The organism is Lysinibacillus sp. fkY74-1 (genome assembly GCF_053165895.1).
Window position 1 is genome coordinate 2545859 of record NZ_CP170173.1, and the last position, 26577, is coordinate 2572435.

Consider the following 26577-nt stretch of genomic DNA (forward strand, 5'->3'; position numbering starts at 1 on the left):
TGAAAATCATTCAACACATCTTTAACTAGTGCAACATCATATTCTTCATAATTATCATCATCTAGTTCTAACCCGTTATCAGAATCGTAGAAAGTGTTAGCTTCACAAACACTAGTCTTTTCATCTTCCCACAGAATTTCTAATTTTGACTTTGATGTCCTATTATCATAATTCATTGCCAACTTCGGTTTTTTTAAGGTGCAGTTGGACAATCCAATACTATTTTATCCCATTATAAATAGTTAAATAATGATCCGTTTTGGAATCAAAGTAATCATCAATTTTTTCCTAAGACCACACTTTCTTTATTTTTTTTACCATATTACCTTTTCCCCTTATATTAGTTCCAAACGTTACATGAACAAAGGATATTGATATCTCTAACCAAAAATTTGTGCAGCAATAGCAAACAACTCTTTATTCCTATATGGCATTTTAATAGAATTCTTTATCATTATTGGAGGATTACTAACTTTAATAAATCCACTTTTCTCCAAGAACAACATTAACTCGTCATTACTGGATGGCACATCAATCCTTATCTTCCCTTGATGATTAATAACTAACCCATCGATTATTAAAGCAGCTGTTTGTGAATTTGGTGCTACAATAGGTCCTATTAATAGATTCTCTGGACCTAATATAGATAATCCAAATCCAATAATTTTCCCATTTTGATTTTTAACAACTAAACATTGTTTTGATTGATTTATCCTATTAAGAAGCAATTCCCCCCTCTTATCTCCAAATGCAGCAGAATCTAATTCAATAATTTTATGAATTTCTTCCTCTTTGTATCTTTCTAAAGTAATTTGAGGATGATTAAACAAATTAGTTGGAATATAATTATCACTTAAATATTTATGTACAGAATCAACCGTACTAAAACCCAATCTTTCATATAAAGGTTTTCCATCCTCGGTTGAAATTAACATGATTGAGGTATTTTGAGAAACACTGTCTATACACTTCTGAGTGGCCTTCTTGCCTAAGCCTAAGCCCCTATAATCTTCATTAACAATAACCATACCTATTGAAGCTAAATTAGTATCATAAGGTATAATTGCAGCACTAGAAACAATTTTCCCCACAGTATTTTTATGTCCGTATATTTTTCCAGATGCCATAACGGTTCTTACTTCATATTCATCATAATCCCAGCCAACTGATGTAGAAAGTTCTACTAAGCCTAAGACATCATATTTATCAAATTCCACTAATTTTAATTCTATTTTATTGTCAGTATACATGAAAAATCCCCCTATTTTATTTCTATTATTATCATAATTTACCATCTACCTTTATTCAATGAAACTACTCTATCGTTGCAGAAACAATACTTTTACATATAACTAAAAAGAAGCAACCTTTCGGCTACTTCATCATCTGACTCAAAATATTATTTCTAACTGGTAATGTACAAACTCTATTATGATAAACAATCATTTTGGGGTACAATCATAAGTTATACCCCACAAACCTTGCTATATAAGCATTTCTAGGCTTACCTAAAAATACTGTGCTCATAAAGATAGTCATAGGAAAGGTCAACAAACAAGTATTCATGTTCGTTGATGGCGATTGAAAAGGTTCTTGTAATTTCTCCTGTTTCAATATCACGATAAAGCTCAGAGATTTCCCCACTTTGATCGTTTCGCATTTTAATGATCGTTTGTAAGAAGTATGGGCGCCAGCTCCAATTTTTGTTGATGGCACGTGGCTGCAACTCCCAATTTCCATCTATTCGCATGACGTTAGGCGTTAATTGGAAACCATCCTCATTACAAATGTATAGTCTAAAAGAATAGTTATCCAGTAATTCAGCTAAATGCTCTAATTGTGAGGCATTATCACTCGTTGGTTTCACACGGTGAACAATAGCCTCCAACTCTTCTCTTAATTTCTTTAGCTGCAAAAATTGCGCCTCTAGCATTTTCTTTTCAGACGTAATAAATTGCTGGCATTCTTTTTTAAATCGTTCCTTTAATACATCTTTATCGACAAGATTTCTAGCAGGGTTGGCTAAATAAGGACCTTGATAATAGCGTCCTCCGTTTTTCCAAGCAAATTGTAGCTGATAAACCGTTTCAATATCTTCGAATAAAAGATTGGCACCTATTTTATAAGCAAGACTGCCAATAGCAGAAATCATATCGGATTGAGCAGACCAAGAATCATAATTTAAATCACGTGTGTTGACTTTTAAAATATGGGGGGCCAATAATGCAATATGCTCTAAATGACTTTCAGCTCCGACCTCTTGTACAGCGATTTTTACCCCAAATGTCGTAAAATACCGCAGTGCATGGTGCAATTTATTAATATCGCCTAAAAATCGATGCTCAGATACGACAAACACGATTCTGTGTAAATCTTCTTCTCCAATATATTGTTGGATGATATTAAAATGACTCTCACCAAAATCCTGCATCAATAAATTAGGGTTACTTGGAATGTAAATATCAATATCAGATGCAATTTCATCAATTTGGGCGAGTGCTGCATGCAAAATTTTATGTTCCATATCTATTCGGTATTCTTCTGGAATGTCCTCATTATTGACAAAATCCTTTAAATTAATTTGCTGACCTTCAATTTGTAGATGTCCGGAAATTTCGTAGGCTATCACCGTATGCGCATCTGCGCTAAATATCGGCTGATAATACCCATGTATTTGATCTAAATTCGTTAACACTTCAATTGCGTCCATCTTCGAAACCTCCATTATGAATAACCTTTTATTTGTTATTCAAAAATAACAATATATAGTCTATAAATAGCTTAAAAAATGCTCTCTGACTGTATAATAAGTTGTTTATTGTAAAATCGCAACTTCACTTCTTAACATTTATAGCTTATCTAATAGAAATTTTCAGATCAACTTAGGTGTCATACTCATAATTTCCCATCATTTCCGACGACTTATTAACAGAAAAGGTTATTTTTTACGCCATCTTGTCATGTTATGCTTTTGTTCTCATGAACATGTTATTGGTTCATGGCTGTTCGCTCATTTTCCCTATTCATATTAATTTATGCTACGAGTGTCACTAGTGGTTGGGATAATAGATGATAATAATTCATAAAGTAGTCATTTACCCAGCATGGATGGACAATTTTATGAAAAAAGCAGTATTCCAAATGGTCAATTACGCCCCTGATGGAATACTGCTCGTCATTATTCAGACATGAAGAAATACCAAATGATTGCTATTACCATTAATGATAAGATAACAGCTATCGTTACACGAAGTGGTGATATAGGAGCATCTCCACCCACTCGACCCGTTTGCCCATTGACCATAAAGCGATAAATTTTCTCTTTATAACGGAAAGAGGATAACCAAATCGGTAACATTAAATATTTGTATGTAATATCATCATGATTGGTCGAAAAACGTAAATTCGATACTACATCCGCGCTATTTTCCCAACGAATTTTTGAAGTGATTTGCGCATGAAGATGATCATGGATATCCCTTTTGGCTTGATTCCAGCCATCCTGTAAGCCGATGCTATATCGTTCAGATAAAAAGCCAGATACATACTCTGGTTTATAAGCCTTATTGTTTAAAAGATTAAAAGGCTCGATTTTTCGCATCATATTCTGATCATAGCGAGTAGTTGCACTTATTAAATGATCGTCGATAAATTCCTGATAAAAGCCGCTTGTGGAATACCAATCTGTTTCCGTATGTGTTTTCCCATCTTTATCTGTAACGGTGCGATGTCGTCCATATCGGGCAGAATATCTGGAGCTTGTTTTCGTATCAAACGTCCAGTATGGAAGATAGACCCCTTTAAAGGCATCAGGCCTAGCACTATTTTTGGCGGCTTTCGGTGTAAACCATCTACCTTTTATCCACTTTTGAAAATGTTCCCCAGCTTGCTTATCCGTTACTTCAAAAGCACATACACCATTTGGTGCTAGTGTGTTTTCAGCACTCGCTTCCATGACCTGATGGGAACCACAGTAAGGACAACTGTCGGCCACTTGCAACGCATCGTATATCGTTTCCGCGGCACAGGCTTCACAGATGACTGTTTTTTTCTCTACACCCCAATTGAAATTGCCACGTTCCTCGGCTGTTAAAAAGTCCATTTCTCGAGCAACTTTTTCTTCCTCTTGCTCAGGAGTTGCAATTTCTGTCTCAAAGCCACAATATGGGCAAGCTAGCTTACCTGTGGCAGGATTAAATTCAATTGTTGCGCTGCATGATGGACATTCTGCATCAAAATCAAGCTTTACTTGTTTGACATTCTCAACTTCTTGCGTTGACATGAATCATCCTCTCCTTACTTCACGTCATTTTCATCAAACACATCGCCACATTCAGGGCAGAACTTAGGTGGATTTGCAGGGTCTACTGGTGTCCATCCACATTTATCACATGCGTATAATAACGCTCCTGTAGGTTTTTTTGTCCCACATTCACTGCAGAACTTCCCTTTATTCACCGCTCCACATGCACATGACCAACCTTCTTCAACCGGTTTTGCCGTCCCACAATTGGAACAGAACTTCCCAGTATTTTCATGACCACATGTACATGTCCATGAATTATCTTCTTTTGCTGATTGATTTTGCCTATCCGCTTGAGCCATTTGTGCTTGCTTATTTTGTTCATTCATTTGATAAAGCTGACTAGCATTAATGCCACCTGCTTGTGCCGCCATGTTCATGCCCATAAATCCTGTCATTGCACCCGCCTCATTGTTGGCAGCTGCAATCATCGCTTCTGCCTGTGCCCCTGTTAAATGAGCCGCAGCCATTCCAGGGTCACGCATTACAGCACTGCGTTGAAGTTGCTTAATCATAGCCTCATCTTCTTCTGATGCTTTTAGTGTACTAATACCAAAAGACACAACAGCTAATCCGCGTGTTGCAAGCCATTTCTCCGATAATACTTTGTTAAGAGCCTCTGCTAATGCAGCAGTATGGGCAGGTATTTCACTATAGCGAACGCCGCTAGCAGAAATCTGTGCGAACGCCGGTTGTAGAGCTGTCATTAATTCTGACTTCAACTGGCTATCAATAGCAGCCCTTGTATATTCACGCTCTACATTGCCACAAACATTTGTATAGAATAGTAGTGGATCTATAATTTTATATGAATATTCGCCATGACAACGAATAGCAATATCAATATCTAAACCAATATTGCGATCAATCACACGGAAAGGGACAGGTGCAGGTGTTCCGTATTTATTCCCCACTATTTCTTTCTTATTAAAATAGTAAACTCGCTGATCTTTCGCAGGTTCTCCTCCAAATGTAAAACGTTTGCCAATTTGCTTAAAAGTCTCCATAATCCCCTGAGACAGGTCTGAGCCATACATAATTGAAGGTTCAGTTGACGTATCATAAACATACTCGCCTGATTCCGAAGAAAACTCTACGACTTTCCCCTGCTCAACGACCATCATACACTGCCCTTCGTTTATCGCAATAATAGAACCATTACTAATTATATTGTCATTCCCTTTATTGGATCCTCGTTTGGACGTGCGCTTCACACCTTTTGTCACAAGCACATCCGCTGATAATGCCTCACAATAGAAGTATTCACGCCATTGATCCTCTAAAACGCCAGATAACGCGCCAATTCCCGCTTTTAATAAACCCATTTGATTTCCCACCTTCACATTGATATTTAGCTTATTTTATCATCTATAAACAATATGTAATACGCATAATCAGACAAATTGTTTCACTTTTCTTTATTCGCACATAAAAAAACGAGCAGCTCCTATGAGAACTGTCTCGTTTTCTTTTAAGAGAATGCCGCAATTGCTACAAGTACCCAAGCGATAATAAATAACATTCCCCCTATGGGCGTAATCGCGCCTAGTTTTTTCACACCTGTCACGGCAAGGACATACAGGCTACCAGAAAAGAAAACAATCCCAGTAAACATTAGATATACCGCCCATGAAAGCAGACTAGAACTTCCTAGAAGCGTCTCATTTGAAAGAATACCTAAGCCGATAATCCCTAATGCATGGTACATCTGATATTGAACTGCTGTTTCCCAAATAGCTGCATAATGGGGCGATGCAAACTTATCCTTTAAAGCATGGGCCCCAAATGCACCTAAAATAACACCAAGGCAGGCCAAAATCGCACCTAACGCTAAAAACATTTCCATTTAGGCTCTCTCCTATTTTGCCACAACGGCAATTTCTTTATATTTTGCATCCCAAGCAGGATCCACCTTACTTAAAGATACCGGACGCAATGTATCCTTACGTGCTAAAATATGTACAGACTGTGCAGTGGCCGCCACTGTACCATCCTCATGTAAAATTTCATAGCCATAGGTTGTTCGTAAGCGGTCATGCTTTTCTACCCAAGTACGAACCGTTGCCACCTGTCCGTAGTGCATCGCAGCCTTATAGGAAATCGATAAATCCATAACCGGTGATACATAACCATCTTCTTCTAACGCCGCATACTTAAAGCCCACATCACTTACAAGCTGCGTACGCCCAATCTCCATCCAAATTATATAGTTGGCATGGTAGACAACGCCCATTTGGTCTGTCTCTGCATATCGAATCTCAATCTGTTTTTCACTCACAAACATTTTCTTCACCTCGTCCTACATTATAGCGTAAAAGTATTGGTTTGGTGGGGTTTTTGCTCTATTGATTAGAAAAAGTTAATAAATTCATTTTTACAAAAATTAGAGATTAGAATCAGAAAAATATTTGGTAATAGATGTTGGTTTCCGTTTTTACCCGTTGTACCCCACTCAATTGGGGTACACTGGGGTACAAAAATTTAAAAATAAAAGATACTGGGCAGGTGCTGGAAATCAAAAATGATACCTATTTTTACACGAGAAAAATTTGATGTAAATGATTAAAACCAGGCACTCATCCAAGCGCCTGGTTATTAGTTTATTGCTTCTGGAATTTTACCAAAATTAAATCCTTTAAAGGATACAATTCGTAGTGACCCAGTATTTGTTTTCTCCAAATATTGAACTTTGCAATACAACCTTGGCTCTATCCACATCACTAAAATACTCGTCTATCTTTTCTACTTTTACTAATCTTATTTTGTCTTTTGCCAAAAATCTTTTTGAATCGTAATAATCATGCGTTATGTCCTTTAGTAATCTTTCAAGGATTGGTAAATAAACTTTACTCATTTTTAGATTTTCAATTATCGGGAAGTCACGTTGCAATGATTGAACTGCCATTTCTAGAATTAAAAATTTATGAAAAATTTTCCGTTGTTCAGGTTTCAGCATACAACTGAACGTTCCTTGTGGCTGATTGGAACAACTGCTAATACACTATCAATCATAAATGTGCGTTTGGCTTGCCTTGTAAAACAATACGCCTGAAACGAATCACCAACAATTTTAATAATCTTAATACGCCTTTGTGACACTGTGCCGTCTTTAGCCATATACATCATGTTCAAAAATTGGTTCCGTTGCATTGCTTTAATTAGTTGTTCTTTCATCATTCCACACCCCTCAAAACAAGAACATTCGTTTGTATTATTTTAGAACAAACGTTTGTATTTTAACGAGTATTGTGGAAATAAAAAAAGACTAGGAACAAAATTTATTGTCCTAGTCCACATGATTTATTAGTATTCACTAACTTCATACATTAATATTTTGTCATGTACAAAGTAATCTTTTCTTGATTTAAAGGGTCCTTTATTCTTATTTGTTCTATTAATAGCATAAGACTTCTCACCAGTAGTGAATTCATACCAATTTATAAAACTATTCACTTCTTCAAGGCTCAAATCATACTCTTTCTCTATTCCTGTAATTAAAGATATTACTAAGATAGCTCTATTTTGTTCAGGTGTAGGATCTGGTTTAGGTTCAGGATTTGGTTCGGGGTTCGGTTTTTCTGTACTATCATAACCCCAAAGTTGTAGTTCATGAATAGTAAGATTTACTTGATTTGAAACACTACCATTATTTTTAGTAACATTAATTCTAAAATGTTTGAAGGGTTGATTATTAGATATTGTGAATGTATTTTCTCCATCTTCCCAAGTAGTATAATCATTGACTTTATCAAGTTCTACCCAGTTCACACCATCATTGGACCCTTCGAAAGTCCAAGAATTAGGTAAATTAAATGTATATCCTGGATTACTACTTTGGTGTTTACCATAAAATAAAACGTATTTAGTTAATATTTTAGGTTGATCGAATTCATATGCAAGCCATCCTGTTGTTTGAGATGTCCCCCATGCATGAAATCCTCCGTTTGATGCATAATCAGGTACTCCATCAAATGCAAGATAAGGTTTGAACCATTCAGAACTACTTGTTGCCTTACCACTTGGAGCATTATCTGCTGTCATTTTTGGTACTAAACTTGTAGGATTACCTGTTGCTGCATGTGCATCCCCGATTGTAGAAAAAATAAAAAATGGAATACTAACTAAAAACATTAATAAAATTTTTTTCATAATTATTCACTCCTTATATTTGAATTTTAGTTAAATTCAACAAGAAAATATATAATAAGATTTCGTGTAAATTAAGGTTTGTACAATCACATTGCCCTATCGATTGTATATATATTTATCCAAGCCATCTAATTAATAATATAAATACCTCACTTAACAAAATAAGCTTTGTTGAATCTTGGTATACACTCCTACTAAACAATCAGTAGTCATCGATTCACTGTACACCCTTCAAGTGTTAATTGGGAATAATACCTTCTTTATTTGATACGTTGCGCAATGATAATCTTCAACCCTTCAAAATCACCACTAGTCATAGTTCCATTATCGAATTTCTCCAACCAAGATTTATCAATCAATCCTTTACCGACTACTTGTTGAATATAATCACGGACTGCAACTTTTGCGGTTGTACTTGTGAATTTCATTGTGTCATCATCCTTTGCTATTGGTTTAGTCGTATTGCCTTCCACAGTTAATTGCACTTGGTATTTACAATTGGTTGGTATAATTACTTGTCCTTCAATTTTGTATCCCTTCGGTATAATCCAATTTGGCTTAACCTCAAAATGGGGACGATCAATTTTACTTATCCAATCTCCCCCCCATGTAATACCAAGTCTATGTGCATTAGCAACTACTCGACTTAGGGTTACTACATCATATAAAGACTGTGGAGGACCAACAGCAATATCCCACGCTAATCGTGACTTATGGTTACTGTCTAGTGTCCAAGTGACAATCTCCCCTGGTCGAGTTCTTCCCTGTGCATAAAGGTACTTCTGTCGTTCTTGTGAGCGATATGTTTCAGTAATAAAGACGTTCTTAATACCTGCTTTAAAGTACTCTTGGAACAACAATCGACAGGCAGTTTGTGCTGCTGGTAATAGTTCAGAAATATCTCGGCAGGTTGTTGTAATGCTTGTCATTTCACATCACCCTTTGGCTTGTCATAATTCAATGCTTGCTCACTGTCCGAGGTACCTTTTGTAGTCGGGTCGATGATAATACCAAGTAATCCCAAAATGCTTAATACAGTCTCTGAAATGGCTGTGATTTGTGCGTTGTAAATCGTAATATCGACATTAAAAATGCCCGCTGTTTGATTAGCGAGCACTAATAGTAATGCAATTAATGAAACCCAAAATTGTTTATGTTGTAAGCGTACTTTCCAGTTGATTTTCATATTACATCAATCCTCCTTGAATAATAAAAGCCAATACTGCACTTGCGAGACCGCCAATTAATAATCTCAATATCCAAATTGTATTGTCTTTAGTCTCGCCTAAATCCTCTCGAATTTCCTTGATATTCGATTCAGCTACAGCAAGACGTGTTTTCACATCAGTCATATCAGTTTCTAATCTTTCTATTCGTTGATCCATGTCAACACCTCACAAATAAAAATAGCACTGCTCGGCACAGTGCATTGCTAGGTCTTGTTGTATAAAAATAGCCCTCCACAGATGATTGTGGAAGGCAATAAAAAAGCACCATCGGTTGAGAGTGCTACTGGATTATTAATTAGTCTTCTCTTTGTGATTACCATTCAAATTGAATAGATGTATTGATAGTTAATTGCTAATACTATCAGCCTTTGTTTATGGATTTCTAATAATCATCTTTTCTAATTTATTAAATAAAATATTTATCCAAATAGAAAAAAAATTCATAAACAGAATATATGCTAAGAATATAAAAATTATTGTATAGCCTATATTATTGGATAATATTCCGATTCCAAAGAGTATTACAATAAAAATTAATAAGAATAAACTAAGCCATATGGCTTTTTTATATTTCAAATCATTATAAAGCTCCTGAAATATACCTCTATTTGACACTTCTCTTTTAATCCTACTATCTTTCCACTTTGTTGTAAATTCAATTTCATGTGTATCCGTGTTTTCAACCATCATAATTTCATTATTAATTAATTTAATTATTCTTTTCTTTGAATTCTCTTCAATATAAATAAAATAATCATATTTAATAGCCGTAAAACCTATACATTGAATAGTGATAATATGAATAAAAAATATTATAGAAATAGCTATTAAACTCATAAACATTACATCAATAAAGGCAACTCCATCATTATTAAAGGCAACACTTAAAGTAAAAATTATAAAAGCTATTATATATGCAGGTATTGACTTAGATATTAATACTAATAATTTATTGAAATAATTAGATAATACAATTTCATATTCCGATTTATCGTAATTTTTCAAAGAAAATATCACTAATCCAATTAGCAATAAAAACATAGCAACCAATAATTCGTTTGCTCCAAGTTCATTTAAAATTGTTTTTACATTTTTAATCATAATTAAACCTCCCTTCATCTACTTTACAGAAGGGAATGATTTCCTGCAATACTATAAAAAATAACGCTAGCCTATGCTGCGTCTACTTCTTTAATTCATATTTGAATGCATCAATCTCTCGTCTCATCTTACTTATGAAGGTAGGCTTATCATTATCAAAAACTACCGCAACCTTTCGTTTGCCATATTCGCAAATCACTGTTGCTGCCGTAATTCTTGTATCCATAGTAACGCCCCAACCTTTATCACGGGCCGTCACCATATCGCCTACACTGTAATCTTTTCGAATATCAAACGTGATGTAGTCAGTATCTGGCCACTTAAGTAAATTTCTTGAGCATGCCCTGACATCTTTTCATTACCACTTTTGTTTAAATCAGCTATAACTTTTTCATCTGGACGAGGGTTTCCCTTATCGTCTTCCTCTGATACATCCCTGGCATCCACAAACATTTCATAACGGTCAGCACCTGCAGCATCACCAATCGAAATAATTCTGCGCTCAATGCCTTCACCCTGACCTGCTACGACTGCGAAGTTCTTATAATCCAAATCACTTTCGGTGTATTCTAGGGATTCAATTGTTTCAAACTCTGTCGAGAAAATAGCTTGTGGCAGCCCCGTTTGATTGGCTACTAAGTTTCTTCCTTCTTTCACAACAAATACAAAACGTTTATTTTTCAAATCAAGATCATTGTTCCAACCTAATCCATAATCAGACAGTAGCCAATAAGGTTTAGATTCGGACGTTACTCTTGGCGTTGTGTTCCATTCCCAAGGTAATATCTGATTTTCACCAGCCCCTATAATACCTAAGTTACCAGTTACTCCATCAATGATGATCCCTTGACGTATATTTTCAGGATTCACATTCGTCAAATCTAAAGTACCAGTCTTAACACCACCTGCAGTCCCTATTGTTTTTCCTTTACGTGCGTCCCCTTCTACCGCATTACCATATTCCCCCCTTCATCCGCTAAGAGAAAAGACGCTCCATCCTAAGTGACAGCGTATATGCCACCGGCTTTTAAATTACCAGCACTTAATGCAATACCACCATTTTTTCTGAGAGGTTTAGCACCTAGACCATTAACCTTCAAAGTGGTTGCGCCCATTTTTAAACCGTAAGGTGAAACCTTCTATTAGAGTACTCAGTGCAGGCGTTAACGTGACAACTAATGTATTTGTACCAGTAGCATTTCCGTAATTATTATGTTTAACTAAATCAGCTATATGTGGGTTAACTGTTTGCTCTAAACTTGCTATTCTAGCTGCTAAATTAGCTGCTACATTTTCATCCAATATATCTTTAATCGATTCAATCCAAGTTAAATATTCTTGTTTCCTAATTGCTTGCCACGTCTCAAAGTCATTTTTCTGCTGTAATTGCCACGCTTCCATATCATCCTCAAGCGTCTGTTTTTTAAGATTAAACCAATAATCCCATTGTTGTTGAAACACGCTTGTAGGTACGTTAATAAGCGAATAAACGATACCACATAAATCTTCTTTCATACGTTCATCTATTAGATAAGAAGATAATTATCCAAAAAGAATATTGTAAATATTAGGAATTATCCTTCTTTAAGGAAATTATTGAAAAATATTAATTAAAATGAGATAATTTCCTTAATATTCCGGAATATTAATAAAATTGAAATACAAGGAGTCAAAAATGAAAAAAATATTTAACAAATTATCTATAATAATAATATTTACATTAATTCTTCAATTAACTTTACCTTTAACTAGCTCTGCCAACACTCAAAATGGGTTAGATTTAATTAGACAAGAAACAAGTTTAACAGAAGATGATATACAATTAAGTTTAGATATTATTTCTGAAAATAGCAGTTTATTTCTTGAAAATGCTGATATTACTGTCCTTAATTCATATGGTCTTGAAGATCAAAATATTGCATTACTAAAATATTTTTATGATATTAATTATCCATCGGTAACTTTAAATGCCTTTGCTGTTTCACAGAATGTAACTAACAATGATAACATTCAACCCCGTTTAGCAAATGTATTAATCAGAGTATTGATTAAAGATGCACTTAAAAAGAAAATGGGTGATAAAATAAAAAAAGAGATTGGTAAGGAAGTAAAAGATAAAATTGAGGATAAATGGATAGCTGCAGCTGAAAAAGAAATTGATAAACATGGCTATTCTAAATTCGTAGGACCAGAAGGTTCTGGGGCAAATGGAATTAGACAAGGCGACCACGTTTTTGAAATTTACGGAAAAAATGGTAATTCTATCATGAGAGGACATGTAGGCCTTGAACAAAATAAAACTGTAACCAACTGGCACTACCACCTTAAATATGATGGTTTTGAATATCATCATGAACAAACACTTTTAAGACATAATAGCTTACCTGCATGGGGGACTCCGATTAAGTGAATGAACATGAAGAAGTTTTTATATTAAGCTACGGGTGTGATTTAGATCATAGTAATATTGATTATTTAGTAAAAGAACGGCTGTTACCTTTTTCTCATTGGACTAATAAGAAACGACCTAAGGAAACAGATATTTGTGTTAGATATGAGGTATTTGATATTAACCCAAAGAAACACAAACAGCTCTATTACGGCCACAAATTTTATATTAATAAAATGAGATTAGAGGCTTTCATGTATTCACTCTCTAAACTTAAAGGAAATCATGTTTATGTTCACCCTAAGGTTAGAGGGCATGTTAATGTTTATATTGATGACCTAGAGTATTCTGGCCGAGTATACCAAACATTAGTGAATGACCAAAAATTAATTTTTATAGACGAGGAATCTGAAAATAATTTCACTTTAAGAGAAAAGTTGCCAAAACTACAAAAAGATTTACACTGTCTAAAGATGCAAAGTAATATAACTTTCGAAGAGAGAGATCTGTTAGTTACTAATTGGATAAATCGCATAATTAACGAAATTAATTAAAAAAGCAATAAAATTGTTCAAAGTCTAAACTTTAAAAGTTTACTGTAAATTGGACACATTAAGCCCAGGCTCAAAATTGAGTACCTGGGCCTTTACAATTATTTTACTTCATAGAATTTTGTTATCTTGCTTTCGTTGTTATAAACGATCTTCAATCCTAGCAAACCTGCAAGCTCACGTACTTGTACATGCGTCCTACTATTTGTAATCACAGCAGGGATAGTCTTAGCATCATTAAGCATTACTTTTGCTTCTTGTGTCTCTTTTACTTCCTCTAAACCGTTCTTTATATGTAGTTTGAATTGTTCCTTTGTAATCCCCATACTCGCTAAATACAAATATGGATCTCTATGTGTCGTGCCTTTTAAATTGTCCGTAATCCAGCGGCGATACGATGAAATACAGCCATACGAGCCATGTTGTCGTAATTGTCAACAACCTGTAACATGGAACCTTGCTTAAAAGCTTTGTACATTAGGCGTCCACGACATAATGAGATCTATATCGTAAATCTTCATATGTTGTGCGACGTCTGTAAGTACTTCCAGCCATTCTAGTCCGTCGACTCGGTTGTTTCGCCCAATAGCTGCCCCTTCTCGTCCATAAGCATTTGGATTAGTAGTTGTCTTTTCTGCATCATCGCCTACAAAGAACCCTACTAATTTACTCGGTAAGCTCTTTTCGGTAGCAGTGGACAGTGCTGGATTCACTAGCTTTTCTCGTGCAGCTTCTTTTTGAGACTGTTCAAATTGTGCTTTTAAATCACGTAACTGTTTTGCTTCCTCCAATTCAGGTGGATAGCGTTTAGAAATCTCTTCTTCCAGTTTCTATGGAAGAAATAGCTCTTACCTTCCGCATTTTCGTTCAGGAAAGTTTGAACCGATTTAAGTGTCAATGTAGACTCTTGACCGTTTATGTCATCTCCTGATGGTGGGTTTTCCGTTGGGGGAGTTCCTTCGCCACCGTCTGCAAGCATTTGAATATCTAAAGGTAATAAAGTTTTAAGATTGAATAGATTGCGTGCCATGTTTTCCTCCTTGCCCAATTTAGTTACTCTCATGAATCCCTAAACTGTTGGAAAGTTTATTTGTTCTCGTTCTTTATAGCGTCTGCGAGAATAAAGACAAAATAAAAAACCACTCAAAATGAATGGCTTTTGTAGAATTTTTTTACCCCAAAAAACTATATGAAGTTAACTTATATATCAAAAATATCACTTCTTTGATATTCTACCTTAAGGACTTTACCAATTTGATTTTCTATTTTTATACTTAACCAACTGTTGATTAAATTTCTCAAATTGAAATCAAGCTCCTTTAGATCTATAGGATTTTTATTATAAACTTTTTCAGATTCTCCGTGACGCGAGAATATACCAGTCACCTCTGTTCCATCAGAACTTGCTGTAGTGTTTGCATAGTGAGTAAAATCTCCTAAGATAAAATAATCCAAATAAGGCAAAATCTCTTTTGATAAGGTAGTACGAATTTTTTTATATTCCTTTGCATTTCTCTGAATACTTAAATCAGCAAGAATAATTTCATAGATTTTATAGGCATTTACTAAAAGATATAAATTGTCTCTGTGATATAGATATAATAGGCCAATTACTCTTCTAACTTTTTGATTATGTTTAACCATAGTTAAACAGTTAGCTAGGTATGAGTTGCTTTCCAAATCCTCTATTTGTATATTTTCGAACGGATTTACAATCTGCTCATATTCGATAAGACTTCTGCCATATACCTCTTTTCCCCTACGTAAAGCAGTATATGAATCATCAAAATTAGTCAAATAATTATCCGCTTGCAGTAAGTAATCACCCGTTAAAAGTAAACACCCATTTATTAAACGAACAAAAGACAGTGCCTTGTAGTATGCTTTTACATAATCTTCTTCTGGCAAGTCACTAAAATGAGGCGATATTAAATAGTATGTTTCATGTTCACTATTGTCTGTAAGATACATTATATCTATATCACTCGAGAACCTTTGTCTTGCTAAACTATATGTTTTATTGTTGTTTGTTAACCCCAGATGCCACATACAACCCTCTCCTTTATTGTTACATTAATGCTATATAAATTTTAGCATAAATACCCAATAATAAAATCACTTCCAAAAAAATTAACCACGAAGAAAGGATGTAGTTTAATAAACTCTTATGATGAAAATCAACATTGAATCTAAAGCATCTGGTGTAATCGTTAGTGTTCTTTCTTTTAACATAGGTTGCCCCTCCTAAGTTGTGGTATAATGACTTATCTGACTAGCCTAGAAGGGCATAAACCAATTCGAGCTGTAGCGTCTGCAAACGCTGCAGCTTTTTTATATTTTCCATCTTAATCATATATCTAGATAATTAACTAATTTTTACACAAATTTAAATTTCTTCATCTTATTTACACGCATTTATTTTAAAAATACACCAACAATAGTTGGCGTAACACCTAATCACATAACAAAGGAGAATAAAAAATGAAAGATTTACTTGCTTCTGTTTTATCTGAGAAAAATAAGCTAAAGGGTCAAAATCATCGTTCGAGTGGGAATTTTAATACCCTATTAATTCCTTCTCTTGAAACTGAGTCATTCACATGGGAAGTTCAAGATGCAGATGGGAATGCTTTAAATGACATTACTTTTGATGTAATGCAAGATCTTTGTGCCGATATCGACCCTGTCCTTTTTAAGGGTTTAAAAAATGGTTCATCAACAGCAGGTTATGAAAGTGAAAACTCACTTTATATAGCTAACCCTACTGGAGCTTCAGAACAATTTTTAGTTAGCGTTTACGCAAATTTCAATTAATAAAATTGTGAAATGGAGGATTATAAAATGGAAAAAAAATTAATTGCTCGAGTAAAATCGCAAGATGTTCCACTTACTGGCCAAAAAAATCGATCAAGTGGGAATTTTAGTACTTTAGTACTTCCTGAAAACACCAAGTCACTTAAATGGGAAATTGAAGATGGTGACGATTATACTTTTAATGTAATGCAAGATGTTTGTGCTGGTACAGATCCTGTAATTTATAGCAATGTAATGAGTGGAAATAGAACTGAAGTAAATTCTCAAACATCACTTTATATCGCTAATCCGGATGGACCTAATGGCACTTTCTTAGTTAATGTATATGCAATAATTTAAGTCATTTTAACACCTCTACTTCTATAACAAAGCTATACTTTTTCCATGCTAAACCTACCTCGATTACCGAAATACAGTACGGTCTATTCGAGGTAGCTTTATCTTTCAACTAACCACTTTCCTCTTCCCTAGCAACCCACCAGCTCTTCACCCAATATTCCCTGCCATTTCAAGTAGCAGATGTATCGACTCTCTATTTTTGGTGCCATTCTATCGTCACCTCAGCTCTAGGCTGCTCCGAATAAAACCTACGAACATTTAATTTCAACGATTTGTGCGTCATCATGCCAGATGATTTTACTCATCCAATCCTTTTTGTCCTTAATCAGGTTATCCGCTTCGGGTTTCGTTGTAGGTCGTAATTCACCTCTAGCTATTAGAGCTCTTTTGGGTCCTGTATGGTATTTCTTCGGTGGCATTAGATCAATTAAGCTTGTAGTTTAATCGGCCCTGTAATCAATTCAGACGGCTTATTTTGCCATGCTACGAGCTTTACAAAGTCCTTACTCTTTGGTGAGTCATGTGTGACAACATTTTTACCACTTCTACTAAATCGAGGTCGTTCTTGCGGTTGTATGACTCCTGGTATTTCAAATGTGAGTACGTTCATGTTTGCCCTCCTATTCCACACAAACCATATTGGCTTGAACACATCGGAACTTCCTCCATCAGTTTCAAAAGGTCGCATTGTACTCCGCCATAAGTCGTTTTGACCATTCAACTACATCATGGATTCCATGTCCTCTGTCATCACTTGAAAGAAAGTTGCAAATCCACGCTTAGGTGCTTTTGAAACAATCTCTCCCCAGCAGCCACCCTCTCAATTTCTTCAGGGAATCGTCTAACAATTTCGTACAGTTCTTCTTTTTTACTATTGATACATGGCATACAACCAACTCGCCCCATACCTTGTTTTTACAGTGGATTTGGCTCAATACCGTGCTTATCATGCTGCTAAAAAACGTCATATACATCCCAATTGAGTATTGGCCGATAGATTGTGTAACCTTCTGGCGTTTCCTCTGTCTCATCCATTTTAGAGATCGTCTCAAACTTTCATTCGCCCTAATTCCTTGCCAACTTATTACTTTGTCGCCAGCCTCAAAGATTGGTACATATATTTGGTCAAACATCGGTCTAACTTTTAGTTCAACTGTACAAAACCTTGCCATTGTTGAAGGGAAACGACCTTTCCACATACATAAAAATGGATTACCTGTTGGATGCAGTACTTCTAACGCTTGCTTGATAATCTTTTCTGATACAACTTCTTTTCACCATTGGCTATAGTCAGGCTTAATTCTTGTAACAGGCCCTAGCTCTTTTTCAAGATAATCAATATATTTATAGGTTTCAGGATGTTAATGTCCCACATCCGAAAACACTACTTTAAGGTTTGGTGTATCTCTTTCGAGTGCCCGGAGCCTCTAAAATCAAAACTGAATCTTAACTGTGGAAGGGTTAAGATGGAGGGGAATTCCCAGACCGAAGTTAATAATCGTTGGCAAGAGAAGAATAAGGAGGGAGCAAAATACATTAGTGCACGATCAAGCGCGCGCAGCTTTATAAAAAATTATGCTTTAGAAGAAGATTTAGATGAGATTATGGAATTGATTTTAGAACGAAAACAAGTATTATTAGAAATGAAAATAGACCAAGACGGCATGTAGCTGTCTTGGTTTTTGTTGTTCTGTAGCCGCATTTACAATTCTTTTCTATACTATTCAAAACTAATTTCAAATACAAAAAAGAGCACCAATTTGGCACTCTATAGACTCGTAAATCTTCTTTCGTTATGGGAGAGATTGTAATAATTTGAATTAAATAAGTTTGCATTAGGTTCTTTAGTGACTTCAAAAGATATATATTTTTGCCCACCATTCTTTTCATAAGCAAAAATTAAATACTTTTCTATGACAGTACTTGTTTTTTCTTTTTCTAGTCCTCCAATTATAGCACCTAACGAACCAAAAATATTATCCCCCGCTATAGCTCTTCCAGCATTACTTACCCAGCTTTTTTGAATCTCAACATCTGTTTTTATTAGAATATCGGTAACTTTATTTATATCTAACTCGATTGTGTCTTGACCCCTCTCAAAAATGACCTTATCTGTGCATCTGTAAACAAAGGTTTCAGCACCTTCAGCAATTGGTAAACCAGCTGTATGTTTTACTTTAATACATAAATCTGCATTGAATAGTTGTTGTCGAGCTCTTGAACCAAGTACTTTACTCTCTGCATCGAATTGTTCTCTCTTTCTATTAGCTTCTCTTTCTTTGCGTGCTTTTATAGCTTTAGCACTATATTTTCTTCTATAAAGTTGAATTAAAAATCCCTCAAATAGAGCAACTAGTACTAATAAAATAGCTAAAATTATAAAGTCCGCAGCTGTATTTCCTTGGGTGTTTAAAAATATACTAGACAAACCATACACGAAATATATTCCAACCAACGAAATGATTATTAGGTGAATAACTCTTTGCATCTAATCCCTCCTCATACACAAATATACATAATTTGGGGAGAATTCACCAGAGCTGTAATAATAGTTATCATAGCTAGTTTTATTTCTTTGATATTTCAGCCGACGGAAATTGGACAATGACATTTGAATAAGTAGATAAATTGTCGTTATCTTCTAAAAAGATAGAGTTAACATATGTTCATTAAAAATGCCCAGGCTCAAATTTATGAGTACCTGGGCTTTGATAATGATGATTTTCAATCCTGCCAATTACCATTTCTCATTATTTTTAAAATTTTTCAAATGGATGTACTCATCATTTTTCATTTTCTGCCAACTACTAATAGCATTCAAAATCAGCATAAAAATTACAAATAAAATAGAACCCACCATGTAATGACCTAAGAAAAAAATTACAAACGCCGCAACCAATAACGATATCATCAATAATATCGCTAAAATATGTATTTTATTATTCTTTTCTTCATTCATACACTCAACCTCCTATTAAATATCTTTTCTGTTATTTCAATACTTTATTATGGTTTATTTTACCACATTGATAAATTTCGCATATAATTTTTCTTACTTAAATACAAAACAAATTTGATTACTTTAAAATAATAACGATACTTATCAAACTTTATTTTGCACTAAATTGCTTTCTCGAATCCTCTAAGCTTATGAATGGTACTGTTACACTCGGACTCGGCGGCTTTTTGATTTACTAGAATTACTTAATCTCTTAAAAAAATGGGCTGGCGTTGTATGGGATGCTTCGAACAAGTTTGTTCAGCACTGGCCGCTCGTAAGTATGTCTTTCCCTAATAGTTAGGTTTTTTATAAATACCAAGAGAGGAAACATTTTTCTGTCTCCAACCTCCCCTCCAGTTTACAAGAAGAAAAGATTTTAAATACCTAATGTGTAACGAATGTAACATTTATACATCTATTACATTTGTACATGAACAAATTATAGTGTAGTCATGAATGCTATAATATTTGTATATCAGCAAACTGATGTTAAAAGCACTGAATGAATTTTCAAAAACCTCCAATTTTTAACTATATAAGGTATAATAACGTATAAAAAATACTAAATTAAACCTATTTCAAAGTGTTTAATTTAAAATATTTTGTAATTAAGGAGAATTATTGATGAAAATCCAAACCAATAATACATTAAATTATTTGAAAACTGAGGTAAATAAAAATATAAAAAATGAAAGCCTCTTAGATTTATTTGGAATTAAAAACAAAGATGAAGACGAAAATGAAAAAAATATCAAACCTAAATTGGAAACCAGATATGAAGATGGATATATACGTACATATCTTGTGAAATCGAATGGACAAAAATTAGTTAGAGTACTTGTTAAGGAGGTAAAACAAACCAAAGAAAACATGAAAGAGTCTATAGATATAGAGGATATGTTGATACAAGAGCTTGAAAAGGTATCTAATCCCCAAAAATATGAACAGAATACTTCTATTTTTGAAAAGGAAAAAAATATCTCTAAATATAAAACAGGTATTTGAGGACGAATAATATATACCATGATTAGTATTTATTATTAATTTGCGTGAAGGTTATAACTGATACCTAAATATAAATCTTATTAATTGCCACACTCTTTAATTGTGGCAATTAATTCGTAGGAGCCAAGGCCCCAATTCATGCAATCATCTTAACGATGCATGCTTAATACGTTTAATGCTTGTTGCTGATAGAGCCATGTGTAGCCCTATCCATCGCTGGGACTTGCCGTCTAACATCCAGTTCAACACTTGGACCTCTCTATCACCAGCAACTCCTTCGTTTAAATTTTGAACCTCAAAAAGCTTCTTTTCATACTCAGTAACATGTTTCCTATTTTTCGAACGTCTAATTGCATCCTGCATAATTGGATCGCCTAAGCCGATTGCTGCCTTTGGTAGTGTTCTTTCTTTTAGCATAGGTTTGCCTTCAAGCTGAGCTATCATGACTTATCTGACAAGCCATCAAAGGGCATAAACCAATTCGAGCAGAAGCGTGAACATGCTACAGCCTTTCTATATGGGCACCCTTATACCCAATTGTTGTTAAATAGTCTTTTCAAGAAAGCCAATGAGTTATATGAGCAAATTATTGAATCGGCAAAGGCGCTTTATATTTAGATTTCTTCGATTTTTACTAATATGAATGGTTCTCCCCCTCATTATTTGTTCATCTGTATGCTGTATCGTCTGTAACCCGATTGTGAGCTGTCACCTTTATGTAACGCAATACATAGAATACGGTTGTGGTAATTCATCACTATGTAAGTAAAGAGGTTATTGATTGAAATGACCAAAAATAATTCACTTTGGGTGATGGCCTATCTGCTGTTGCAGCAGGTTTAGCATCAAATGCTTTAAAAAAAACAAATAACCAAAATCCTCAAATCCAGTGATCAATCTAAGGTAGTAAAGGCTCTTCAAAAGCAAATAGACTATTTAATAAATGAATTAATGCAAGTTAAAAAGTCGATTACTAGAGCTTCTCCTAAACCTTAAAAGGTGACATTAAAATATAAAAAAGGAGGGTAAACCTTTGCAATACACTGTACAACCAACTTCAAACAATAGATTAATTCTCGACCTTAATAAAGCCATTAACGGCGAATATAATGCTATTCGATATTATGAACAATTGGCAAAGCTTGCTCCAAATGAGGAAGTTAAAAATCGTATACTAGAAATACAAAAAGATGAAATAAGACATTACCAAGGTTTTGTTTATACCTATACTTACCTTACAGCTCAACAACCAACTCTACAAATAAACGAAACATTGCCACAGAACTTTAAGAGTGGTATTTTAACGGCATTTAAAGATGAACAAGAAGCCGTGGAATTTTATCATCGTGTTGCTAGAGAATATAATATTCCTTATATTAGTAATCAATTCAGTTCCAATGCTTCAGATGAACAGAATCACGCAGTTTGGTTTTTATTCTTTATTAACCAATATTGATAATGAAATATTACCGACTAAATGGTCGGTTTTTTTTATTGATTATCAGGAATTACTTACAACCGCCAATCAAGATAGTGTATAACTCAACTAGTTGTTTTTACCCCATATTACACCTCGATAAAAATGGTTATTATTATTTTAAAAGTTAAAATTATACATATATAAGCACCCTTTTATAGGAATTAATGATAAAATATAAAGTGTTAAATTATCATAATTGGAGTGGTGTTTCAATGGAAAAATTCCGTGTAAGAAAATGGGTTAAATTGCACCCTCAAAAAGAGATACTAATCACAAGTGAGCACTACAAAACATTTGGGGATATTGGATTCATAAAAATAATAATTATTGCTACATATAAAGGAAAAACCTTATCTTTTGACCCTCAACTTTTTGAAATTATGCCTTCACTTCCTTCTGTAGATACTGACACACTTTCTAAAATAGTAAAGGACTACGCACAATTAGTAAGAGAACAGTATTTAAATAATAAAAAAAAGCCATCTCATTATTTTTAATACAAACCAGTTAGTATCAAAAAATTAAAGGACACTCAATATGAGCGTCCCTTGAATAATTTATTTCTTTGTCATGCTCAATGAAGTAGCTTTCCACGAATCACCAGAAACGAATGTAACTGTACCTAAACCATTTACGTATGATGCCATTGCTACAATACTGTTTGAACATGCCTTATCTAATTTCAAAACCACTCTATCAAGAGTGGTTTTTAGTCATCCTCATAATATTTGGGTTAATGTCTAAATACGCATTAATGCACCATCTGGTTTTGGTAATTCTTGAGCTGATATCTGATTCATTTTACAAAAATGTTTGAAAAATTGTTGTGCCAGCTCCCGTTCATTTGAATCACTTTTCAACGAAACTATATCAAGCAAAATTTGTGCCATCCACAAATTTTCAAAATAACGATATTTACCTGTTTTCCATATTATTTTTTCAGGGGATTTTTCGTTTATATAATATTTCCAGAAAAGTAACTGATTCGATTCTTGTTCTGTAAGCTGAATTCTGTATAAGGAATGAGCTGGAATGTATCCATCTTCACAAATTTTACCAACAAAATCTTCTTTCACCATATAGACACCTAAAATACGTCTGTCTTTTTCAGGCATTTTGGGATCTATTGCTGTTAAGACGACAGCACTATTTGGGTGCAATCGGCTCGGCTTGTTTGGCTTTCCTATGTTATTACCACTTTTCAATATTCCTGAAAAAACTTTCCACTCTGAAAAAGCACTATTCTGTTCATTTGTGTCACACCAAAAAACCATTTGAGAGGATGGATGTAGTTTATGGTTTTTCATAAGTTTTTCATGTTCCAAGCGAAGTGCCAAATTTTTTCGTTGTTGTTTTTTTTCCTCCTCCTTTTTTAGTTCCTCTTCTTTTCGTTCTTTTTCCTTTTTTTGTATAATTTCTTCAAGTAATTTAGCATCACTTTTATCATGTAATATTAGATGGTTTCCAAATACATCCGGATAAACAAACTTTTTATTTTCCGATGCGAAATGGATTTCAATACTAGAATCGTTATGCTTCACTATACTACCTATACCAAAACGCTTGTGTGTAACTTTCTTATTGATTAGATTCATTATTTTAGTCCTCCTTAAGGAATAAAAAACTTAATTACAATTAGATAGTAAATTAATAAATTTATTTTCAACTAACTTCCTTAAAAGCTCACATAATTGTTTTGATTTTTTCTTTGGCTTATAAAAGGATATTAAAAAAACGTACCCAAACTCTATCAGCAAAAAGGACTTCAGAATTCAAAAATACGATTTTAAAAATAATTGTAACATTATTATAACATTTTTTTAGTAATTCCACAAATTTATTATTGACAACTCATTTTATCATAGGTTAAAATTAAAAATTATTCTCTGAAATAGTTTAGATTTTATCTATAACTGAAGAACTGTTAGTCAGAAAAAGCCCCGGCTCAAAATTAATTGAGTACCTGGGCTTTTAAAATTTCATCGTATACCTTTAGTAATTCACTATTTGATAGCCACAAAAATATCTCGCTGAAATCAGGTGTATCTCTATCGCAATATTTTTAAAGCTTTTATCCTTTCGTGTCAAACATACTTCATGAGTCAAAAATAAATCTGATATTTGCATTATTAATCATATTAAATACTCTTCCATAAATTTGATGACTTATTTTATTTATATATACAATTCATGTCAAATTTCCTAAAATGGTAAATAGAAGATAGATAAATCGAGGTGGAATGTATGAATAATTGTCCTAATTGTTTAGCCAATACTCCTTTTAAAAAAGTATATCGAGATGGTTTAGTATTTGTGAAATGTGAGTATTGTAATACAATTTTTGAAGATAAAACAACAACGAAAAAAACGAGAGAAGTGTCAGAGAGAATACGTAACGAAATTCAAAATGATGTGCAAAATGAAAAATCTTCAGGTAAGGTTTTCGTAATTGTAATTGGACTTATGATCCTGATTTTCATTATAGATACTTTATCTAAATTAAATTAAATGATAGCAATTTGAAAAAGAATAAAAACCCAGATACACAAGTACCTGGGTTTTCTTTAAGGAACTATATGGATCAATTTTCCCATGGTGGGTATTGTACATGAAGCTCATTTTCATAATAAATTGCATGTAGATCATCATTTATCGCTTCTGAATTTTGTGCAAGTTCTTCATCCGTCATATAACGGTAAATTTTTTCTATTTCAAAACTTGGAAATCTATACGTTTCCAATTAGGGTCTTTTTCGTCTTTTTCATTAGGTTTTCTTACAAATTCAATACATCTTTCTTCACAAGCTCCAAATTCAATAAAATTTTTTTGTGCTTGCCTTAAGGATGGAATATTAGCTCCTCCTATACAATCAGGGTCAGAAAATTGAATTCCATCATCTTCCCAAAAACAAATTTCACAAATATCATAAGTTCCGGGTGGTTCTTCGCCTAATGTTCTATATCCACAACAAGGACAAGTATATTTCATATAATTTCTCCAATACTTTTATAAGTAAATAACATCATACTTCTTTTTACTTGGCCTACCCAAATACATTTTTTCACCAAATGGACTTTTGTTCTACTGATACAAGCCCTCTCAATCTTCTAAATATGAAATGGGATATGGAGAGTAAACTACTGTATCTCCATCTTCCTTGCTTTAAAATTATGATAAAATCTGCCCCATTACTAGTTCTCTAGAATTACATTATAGCTTATTTTCTCGGCTTTTTTAAGCCTACTCGTATAATGATTTACTAGGAAGTTATACAGCCTAATGGTTAAATTTATATTTTATACATAATACACAACAAATAACCAGTAACTCATTTGAGCTTCTGGTCTTTACTTTGCTATCTGTATTCGTTTCTTCATCTGCGCCTTTAGCACACTTTTCCTCAAAAATAATCACTTGATTCTCACCAGCTGTGACAACAATAATTTTTTATTCTCAATTTGTCTCTATACAATTCATACTAAGTTTCCTAAAATAGTAATTAGAAGAAGAGATTGAGAGATGTATGTCGTTGAATAACTGTCCTAATAGTTTAGCCAGTAATGTTTAAGAACGTATATAAAGTGGGTTTAGTGTTAATAAAATGAGAATATTGTCATACGATTGTTGAAGACACAACCCGAAAGAAGTGACAAAGGTAAGGAGAAGGATTTATGAAAAATTGCCCTAACTGTTTAGCTACAAATTCATATAAAAAATCTCACAAAGAATATAAAGATATATATGTATGTGAATATTGTGGTGCCGTTTCAGAAGATTATACGATTATAGAAAAAGAAACTCATTTTGAATATAATCACCCAGAAATAGTCAGAGAGTCAGCAAATAGAACTTATTATTATAGAGAGGTCACTCCACCAAAATGGCCTAAAAAAATCGCTTTAATTTTGATTAGTATAATTGGATTATTGATAGTTGGCCAATCGATAGAAATGATCTTCTCAGAGGAGGAAAAACCGACAAAACAAATTTCAACCATAACGCCTGAAATGTTTCGAAAGCTCAAAATTGGTATGAGTGAAGAAACCGTAAAAGAAATCGTAGGATACGGAGCTTTGCACACAGATGAAAATAAACTTAATTATAAAGGAAAGAACGGTGTAGAAGAAAATTCTATGGTAAGTTTAGAATTTAATAATGGCAAGCTAGAAGCTATTTATGAATTCGGATTGATTACAAAAAGGAAATATTAATATGA

At 33.8% G+C, this 26577-nt stretch carries 35 protein-coding genes and 1 pseudogene; 10 read left to right on the forward strand and 26 right to left on the reverse strand.

Annotated elements, in window-relative coordinates:
- Positions 1 to 380 precede the first annotated feature (380 nt).
- The 15 genes and pseudogenes from ACE1MS_RS12380 to ACE1MS_RS12450 form a co-directional block, all read right to left on the reverse strand.
- Complete coding sequence (locus tag ACE1MS_RS12380) at positions 381 to 1250, reverse strand: GNAT family N-acetyltransferase (RefSeq protein WP_031416078.1); 870 nt, start codon at positions 1248 to 1250, stop codon at positions 381 to 383.
- Positions 1251 to 1504: 254 nt separating this feature from the next.
- Positions 1505 to 2710, reverse strand: coding sequence for an EAL domain-containing protein (locus tag ACE1MS_RS12385; RefSeq protein ID WP_031416080.1), 1206 nt, complete (start codon positions 2708 to 2710; stop codon positions 1505 to 1507).
- A 468-nt stretch (positions 2711 to 3178) separates the two neighbouring features.
- Positions 3179 to 4282, reverse strand: coding sequence for a hypothetical protein (locus ACE1MS_RS12390; RefSeq protein WP_031416082.1), 1104 nt, complete (start codon positions 4280 to 4282; stop codon positions 3179 to 3181).
- 14 nt (positions 4283 to 4296) lie between these two features.
- On the reverse strand, positions 4297 to 5628 hold the full coding sequence (locus ACE1MS_RS12395; RefSeq protein WP_031416084.1) for an SPFH domain-containing protein: 1332 nt from the start codon (positions 5626 to 5628) through the stop codon (positions 4297 to 4299).
- Between the two features lie 146 nt (positions 5629 to 5774).
- Entirely contained in the window at positions 5775 to 6149 is a 375-nt protein-coding gene (locus ACE1MS_RS12400) for a DUF423 domain-containing protein (RefSeq protein WP_197149590.1), read from the reverse strand.
- A 12-nt stretch (positions 6150 to 6161) separates the two neighbouring features.
- The gene (locus tag ACE1MS_RS12405; protein ID WP_031416085.1) at positions 6162 to 6587 is read right to left on the reverse strand and encodes an acyl-CoA thioesterase; all 426 of its coding nucleotides are present in this window, start codon (positions 6585 to 6587) and stop codon (positions 6162 to 6164) included.
- A gap of 351 nt (positions 6588 to 6938) precedes the next feature.
- Positions 6939 to 7259 carry an aconitate hydratase gene (locus ACE1MS_RS12410; RefSeq protein ID WP_416277634.1) on the reverse strand — a complete coding sequence of 107 codons (321 nt, stop codon included), beginning with the start codon at positions 7257 to 7259 and terminating at the stop codon, positions 6939 to 6941.
- Positions 7253 to 7477, reverse strand: coding sequence for a transcriptional regulator (locus tag ACE1MS_RS12415; RefSeq protein WP_289448945.1), 225 nt, complete (start codon positions 7475 to 7477; stop codon positions 7253 to 7255). Before ACE1MS_RS12415 ends, ACE1MS_RS12410 begins: the two co-directional genes overlap by 7 nt.
- A gap of 129 nt (positions 7478 to 7606) precedes the next feature.
- On the reverse strand, positions 7607 to 8452 hold the full coding sequence (locus tag ACE1MS_RS12420; RefSeq protein WP_416277633.1) for a discoidin domain-containing protein: 846 nt from the start codon (positions 8450 to 8452) through the stop codon (positions 7607 to 7609).
- A 260-nt stretch (positions 8453 to 8712) separates the two neighbouring features.
- The gene (locus tag ACE1MS_RS12425; RefSeq protein WP_416277632.1) at positions 8713 to 9381 is read right to left on the reverse strand and encodes a M15 family metallopeptidase; all 669 of its coding nucleotides are present in this window, start codon (positions 9379 to 9381) and stop codon (positions 8713 to 8715) included.
- Positions 9378 to 9638, reverse strand: a complete 261-nt coding sequence (locus tag ACE1MS_RS12430; protein ID WP_089987110.1) for a phage holin — start codon at positions 9636 to 9638, stop codon at positions 9378 to 9380. Before ACE1MS_RS12430 ends, ACE1MS_RS12425 begins: the two co-directional genes overlap by 4 nt.
- 1 nt (position 9639) lies before the next feature.
- Entirely contained in the window at positions 9640 to 9837 is a 198-nt protein-coding gene (locus ACE1MS_RS12435) for a hemolysin XhlA family protein (RefSeq protein WP_416277631.1), read from the reverse strand.
- Positions 9838 to 10053: 216 nt separating this feature from the next.
- A complete protein-coding gene (locus ACE1MS_RS12440; RefSeq protein ID WP_416277630.1) occupies positions 10054 to 10782 on the reverse strand; it encodes a hypothetical protein in 729 nt (242 codons plus the stop codon).
- Between the two features lie 82 nt (positions 10783 to 10864).
- Positions 10865 to 11652: pseudogene (locus tag ACE1MS_RS12445) on the reverse strand (siphovirus ReqiPepy6 Gp37-like family protein).
- Between the two features lie 219 nt (positions 11653 to 11871).
- Positions 11872 to 12297: a hypothetical protein gene (locus ACE1MS_RS12450; protein WP_416277629.1), complete on the reverse strand. Its 426-nt coding sequence runs from the start codon at positions 12295 to 12297 to the stop codon at positions 11872 to 11874.
- Between the two features lie 160 nt (positions 12298 to 12457).
- Between ACE1MS_RS12450 and ACE1MS_RS12455 the strand changes: the two genes are divergently transcribed.
- Both ACE1MS_RS12455 and ACE1MS_RS12460 read left to right on the forward strand, forming a co-directional pair.
- A complete protein-coding gene (locus ACE1MS_RS12455; protein ID WP_416277628.1) occupies positions 12458 to 13192 on the forward strand; it encodes a YpjP family protein in 735 nt (244 codons plus the stop codon).
- Positions 13189 to 13725, forward strand: a complete 537-nt coding sequence (locus tag ACE1MS_RS12460) for a hypothetical protein (protein ID WP_099806208.1) — start codon at positions 13189 to 13191, stop codon at positions 13723 to 13725. Before ACE1MS_RS12455 ends, ACE1MS_RS12460 begins: the two co-directional genes overlap by 4 nt.
- Positions 13726 to 13823: 98 nt before the next feature.
- Here the strand turns inward: ACE1MS_RS12460 and ACE1MS_RS12465 are convergent, their stop codons facing one another.
- The 4 genes from ACE1MS_RS12465 to ACE1MS_RS12480 all read right to left on the reverse strand — a co-directional run bounded on the left by ACE1MS_RS12465 (position 13824) and on the right by ACE1MS_RS12480 (position 15771).
- The gene (locus ACE1MS_RS12465; RefSeq protein ID WP_281487107.1) at positions 13824 to 14063 is read right to left on the reverse strand and encodes a hypothetical protein; all 240 of its coding nucleotides are present in this window, start codon (positions 14061 to 14063) and stop codon (positions 13824 to 13826) included.
- A gap of 120 nt (positions 14064 to 14183) precedes the next feature.
- Positions 14184 to 14513: a DUF4355 domain-containing protein gene (locus tag ACE1MS_RS12470; protein ID WP_447402376.1), complete on the reverse strand. Its 330-nt coding sequence runs from the start codon at positions 14511 to 14513 to the stop codon at positions 14184 to 14186.
- Complete coding sequence (locus tag ACE1MS_RS12475; protein WP_207889186.1) at positions 14483 to 14752, reverse strand: hypothetical protein; 270 nt, start codon at positions 14750 to 14752, stop codon at positions 14483 to 14485. The genes ACE1MS_RS12470 and ACE1MS_RS12475 overlap by 31 nt, the downstream gene beginning before the upstream one ends.
- Before the next feature lie 170 nt (positions 14753 to 14922).
- Positions 14923 to 15771: a hypothetical protein gene (locus tag ACE1MS_RS12480; protein ID WP_289448929.1), complete on the reverse strand. Its 849-nt coding sequence runs from the start codon at positions 15769 to 15771 to the stop codon at positions 14923 to 14925.
- A 432-nt stretch (positions 15772 to 16203) separates the two neighbouring features.
- On the opposite strand from ACE1MS_RS12480, the gene ACE1MS_RS12485 reads away from it, so the two are divergent.
- Positions 16204 to 16536, forward strand: a complete 333-nt coding sequence (locus ACE1MS_RS12485; RefSeq protein WP_031417202.1) for a hypothetical protein — start codon at positions 16204 to 16206, stop codon at positions 16534 to 16536.
- Between the two features lie 27 nt (positions 16537 to 16563).
- On the forward strand, positions 16564 to 16875 hold the full coding sequence (locus ACE1MS_RS12490; protein WP_031417201.1) for a hypothetical protein: 312 nt from the start codon (positions 16564 to 16566) through the stop codon (positions 16873 to 16875).
- Positions 16876 to 17123: 248 nt separating this feature from the next.
- Here the strand turns inward: ACE1MS_RS12490 and ACE1MS_RS12495 are convergent, their stop codons facing one another.
- Positions 17124 to 17294: a RusA family crossover junction endodeoxyribonuclease gene (locus ACE1MS_RS12495; RefSeq protein WP_289448928.1), complete on the reverse strand. Its 171-nt coding sequence runs from the start codon at positions 17292 to 17294 to the stop codon at positions 17124 to 17126.
- An 8-nt stretch (positions 17295 to 17302) separates the two neighbouring features.
- Complete coding sequence (locus ACE1MS_RS12500) at positions 17303 to 17485, reverse strand: hypothetical protein (RefSeq protein WP_236249535.1); 183 nt, start codon at positions 17483 to 17485, stop codon at positions 17303 to 17305.
- Positions 17486 to 18341: 856 nt separating this feature from the next.
- On the opposite strand from ACE1MS_RS12500, the gene ACE1MS_RS12505 reads away from it, so the two are divergent.
- A complete protein-coding gene (locus ACE1MS_RS12505) occupies positions 18342 to 18545 on the forward strand; it encodes a hypothetical protein (protein WP_012294721.1) in 204 nt (67 codons plus the stop codon).
- Positions 18546 to 18643: 98 nt separating this feature from the next.
- On the opposite strand, the gene ACE1MS_RS12510 is transcribed toward ACE1MS_RS12505, so the two are convergent.
- The gene (locus ACE1MS_RS12510) at positions 18644 to 19363 is read right to left on the reverse strand and encodes a hypothetical protein (RefSeq protein ID WP_197224587.1); all 720 of its coding nucleotides are present in this window, start codon (positions 19361 to 19363) and stop codon (positions 18644 to 18646) included.
- A gap of 249 nt (positions 19364 to 19612) precedes the next feature.
- Positions 19613 to 19834: a hypothetical protein gene (locus ACE1MS_RS12515; RefSeq protein ID WP_036161846.1), complete on the reverse strand. Its 222-nt coding sequence runs from the start codon at positions 19832 to 19834 to the stop codon at positions 19613 to 19615.
- 666 nt (positions 19835 to 20500) lie between these two features.
- Between ACE1MS_RS12515 and ACE1MS_RS12520 the strand changes: the two genes are divergently transcribed.
- A complete protein-coding gene (locus ACE1MS_RS12520) occupies positions 20501 to 20881 on the forward strand; it encodes a hypothetical protein (RefSeq protein WP_447402377.1) in 381 nt (126 codons plus the stop codon).
- Between the two features lie 144 nt (positions 20882 to 21025).
- Here the strand turns inward: ACE1MS_RS12520 and ACE1MS_RS12525 are convergent, their stop codons facing one another.
- On the reverse strand, positions 21026 to 21298 hold the full coding sequence (locus ACE1MS_RS12525) for a hypothetical protein (RefSeq protein WP_447402378.1): 273 nt from the start codon (positions 21296 to 21298) through the stop codon (positions 21026 to 21028).
- A 616-nt stretch (positions 21299 to 21914) separates the two neighbouring features.
- Between ACE1MS_RS12525 and ACE1MS_RS12530 the strand changes: the two genes are divergently transcribed.
- Both ACE1MS_RS12530 and ACE1MS_RS12535 read left to right on the forward strand, forming a co-directional pair.
- Positions 21915 to 22337: a ferritin-like domain-containing protein gene (locus ACE1MS_RS12530; protein ID WP_031416121.1), complete on the forward strand. Its 423-nt coding sequence runs from the start codon at positions 21915 to 21917 to the stop codon at positions 22335 to 22337.
- 236 nt (positions 22338 to 22573) lie between these two features.
- Entirely contained in the window at positions 22574 to 22858 is a 285-nt protein-coding gene (locus ACE1MS_RS12535) for a hypothetical protein (RefSeq protein ID WP_036216456.1), read from the forward strand.
- Between the two features lie 243 nt (positions 22859 to 23101).
- On the opposite strand, the gene ACE1MS_RS12540 is transcribed toward ACE1MS_RS12535, so the two are convergent.
- Positions 23102 to 23956 carry a malate synthase gene (locus ACE1MS_RS12540; RefSeq protein WP_447402379.1) on the reverse strand — a complete coding sequence of 285 codons (855 nt, stop codon included), beginning with the start codon at positions 23954 to 23956 and terminating at the stop codon, positions 23102 to 23104.
- A gap of 649 nt (positions 23957 to 24605) precedes the next feature.
- On the opposite strand from ACE1MS_RS12540, the gene ACE1MS_RS12545 reads away from it, so the two are divergent.
- Positions 24606 to 24869, forward strand: a complete 264-nt coding sequence (locus ACE1MS_RS12545; protein ID WP_012294730.1) for a hypothetical protein — start codon at positions 24606 to 24608, stop codon at positions 24867 to 24869.
- A gap of 198 nt (positions 24870 to 25067) precedes the next feature.
- Here the strand turns inward: ACE1MS_RS12545 and ACE1MS_RS12550 are convergent, their stop codons facing one another.
- Complete coding sequence (locus tag ACE1MS_RS12550) at positions 25068 to 25349, reverse strand: CPCC family cysteine-rich protein (protein WP_447402380.1); 282 nt, start codon at positions 25347 to 25349, stop codon at positions 25068 to 25070.
- 683 nt (positions 25350 to 26032) lie between these two features.
- Here ACE1MS_RS12550 and ACE1MS_RS12555 point away from each other — a divergent pair.
- Positions 26033 to 26572 carry a hypothetical protein gene (locus tag ACE1MS_RS12555; RefSeq protein ID WP_036216464.1) on the forward strand — a complete coding sequence of 180 codons (540 nt, stop codon included), beginning with the start codon at positions 26033 to 26035 and terminating at the stop codon, positions 26570 to 26572.
- The last annotated feature ends 5 nt before the right edge of the window (positions 26573 to 26577 follow it).

Bases quoted from the DNA above. Each gene is read 5' to 3' on its own strand.
- ACE1MS_RS12540 (WP_447402379.1), bottom strand. From the start codon at position 23,956: ATGAATCTAATCAATAAGAAAGTTACACACAAGCGTTTTGGTATAGGT.
- ACE1MS_RS12535 (WP_036216456.1), top strand. From the start codon at position 22,574: ATGGAAAAATTCCGTGTAAGAAAATGGGTTAAATTGCACCCTCAAAAA.
- ACE1MS_RS12435 (WP_416277631.1), bottom strand. From the start codon at position 9,837: ATGGATCAACGAATAGAAAGATTAGAAACTGATATGACTGATGTGAAA.
- ACE1MS_RS12495 (WP_289448928.1), bottom strand. From the start codon at position 17,294: ATGCCACCGAAGAAATACCATACAGGACCCAAAAGAGCTCTAATAGCT.
- ACE1MS_RS12390 (WP_031416082.1), bottom strand. From the start codon at position 4,282: ATGTCAACGCAAGAAGTTGAGAATGTCAAACAAGTAAAGCTTGATTTT.
- ACE1MS_RS12430 (WP_089987110.1), bottom strand. From the start codon at position 9,638: ATGAAAATCAACTGGAAAGTACGCTTACAACATAAACAATTTTGGGTT.
- ACE1MS_RS12450 (WP_416277629.1), bottom strand. From the start codon at position 12,297: ATGAAAGAAGATTTATGTGGTATCGTTTATTCGCTTATTAACGTACCT.
- ACE1MS_RS12395 (WP_031416084.1), bottom strand. From the start codon at position 5,628: ATGGGTTTATTAAAAGCGGGAATTGGCGCGTTATCTGGCGTTTTAGAG.
- ACE1MS_RS12500 (WP_236249535.1), bottom strand. From the start codon at position 17,485: ATGAACGTACTCACATTTGAAATACCAGGAGTCATACAACCGCAAGAA.
- ACE1MS_RS12505 (WP_012294721.1), top strand. From the start codon at position 18,342: ATGGAGGGGAATTCCCAGACCGAAGTTAATAATCGTTGGCAAGAGAAG.
- ACE1MS_RS12420 (WP_416277633.1), bottom strand. From the start codon at position 8,452: ATGAAAAAAATTTTATTAATGTTTTTAGTTAGTATTCCATTTTTTATT.
- ACE1MS_RS12455 (WP_416277628.1), top strand. From the start codon at position 12,458: ATGAAAAAAATATTTAACAAATTATCTATAATAATAATATTTACATTA.
- ACE1MS_RS12545 (WP_012294730.1), top strand. From the start codon at position 24,606: ATGAATAATTGTCCTAATTGTTTAGCCAATACTCCTTTTAAAAAAGTA.
- ACE1MS_RS12485 (WP_031417202.1), top strand. From the start codon at position 16,204: ATGAAAGATTTACTTGCTTCTGTTTTATCTGAGAAAAATAAGCTAAAG.
- ACE1MS_RS12490 (WP_031417201.1), top strand. From the start codon at position 16,564: ATGGAAAAAAAATTAATTGCTCGAGTAAAATCGCAAGATGTTCCACTT.
- ACE1MS_RS12405 (WP_031416085.1), bottom strand. From the start codon at position 6,587: ATGTTTGTGAGTGAAAAACAGATTGAGATTCGATATGCAGAGACAGAC.
- ACE1MS_RS12415 (WP_289448945.1), bottom strand. From the start codon at position 7,477: ATGAAAGAACAACTAATTAAAGCAATGCAACGGAACCAATTTTTGAAC.
- ACE1MS_RS12520 (WP_447402377.1), top strand. From the start codon at position 20,501: ATGAAAATCCAAACCAATAATACATTAAATTATTTGAAAACTGAGGTA.
- ACE1MS_RS12425 (WP_416277632.1), bottom strand. From the start codon at position 9,381: ATGACAAGCATTACAACAACCTGCCGAGATATTTCTGAACTATTACCA.
- ACE1MS_RS12385 (WP_031416080.1), bottom strand. From the start codon at position 2,710: ATGGACGCAATTGAAGTGTTAACGAATTTAGATCAAATACATGGGTAT.
- ACE1MS_RS12515 (WP_036161846.1), bottom strand. From the start codon at position 19,834: ATGAATGAAGAAAAGAATAATAAAATACATATTTTAGCGATATTATTG.
- ACE1MS_RS12475 (WP_207889186.1), bottom strand. From the start codon at position 14,752: ATGGCACGCAATCTATTCAATCTTAAAACTTTATTACCTTTAGATATT.
- ACE1MS_RS12440 (WP_416277630.1), bottom strand. From the start codon at position 10,782: ATGATTAAAAATGTAAAAACAATTTTAAATGAACTTGGAGCAAACGAA.
- ACE1MS_RS12410 (WP_416277634.1), bottom strand. From the start codon at position 7,259: ATGCTGAAACCTGAACAACGGAAAATTTTTCATAAATTTTTAATTCTA.
- ACE1MS_RS12380 (WP_031416078.1), bottom strand. From the start codon at position 1,250: ATGTATACTGACAATAAAATAGAATTAAAATTAGTGGAATTTGATAAA.
- ACE1MS_RS12555 (WP_036216464.1), top strand. From the start codon at position 26,033: ATGAAAAATTGCCCTAACTGTTTAGCTACAAATTCATATAAAAAATCT.
- ACE1MS_RS12480 (WP_289448929.1), bottom strand. From the start codon at position 15,771: ATGTGGCATCTGGGGTTAACAAACAACAATAAAACATATAGTTTAGCA.
- ACE1MS_RS12550 (WP_447402380.1), bottom strand. From the start codon at position 25,349: ATGAAATATACTTGTCCTTGTTGTGGATATAGAACATTAGGCGAAGAA.
- ACE1MS_RS12400 (WP_197149590.1), bottom strand. From the start codon at position 6,149: ATGGAAATGTTTTTAGCGTTAGGTGCGATTTTGGCCTGCCTTGGTGTT.
- ACE1MS_RS12510 (WP_197224587.1), bottom strand. From the start codon at position 19,363: ATGCAAAGAGTTATTCACCTAATAATCATTTCGTTGGTTGGAATATAT.
- ACE1MS_RS12525 (WP_447402378.1), bottom strand. From the start codon at position 21,298: ATGCTAAAAGAAAGAACACTACCAAAGGCAGCAATCGGCTTAGGCGAT.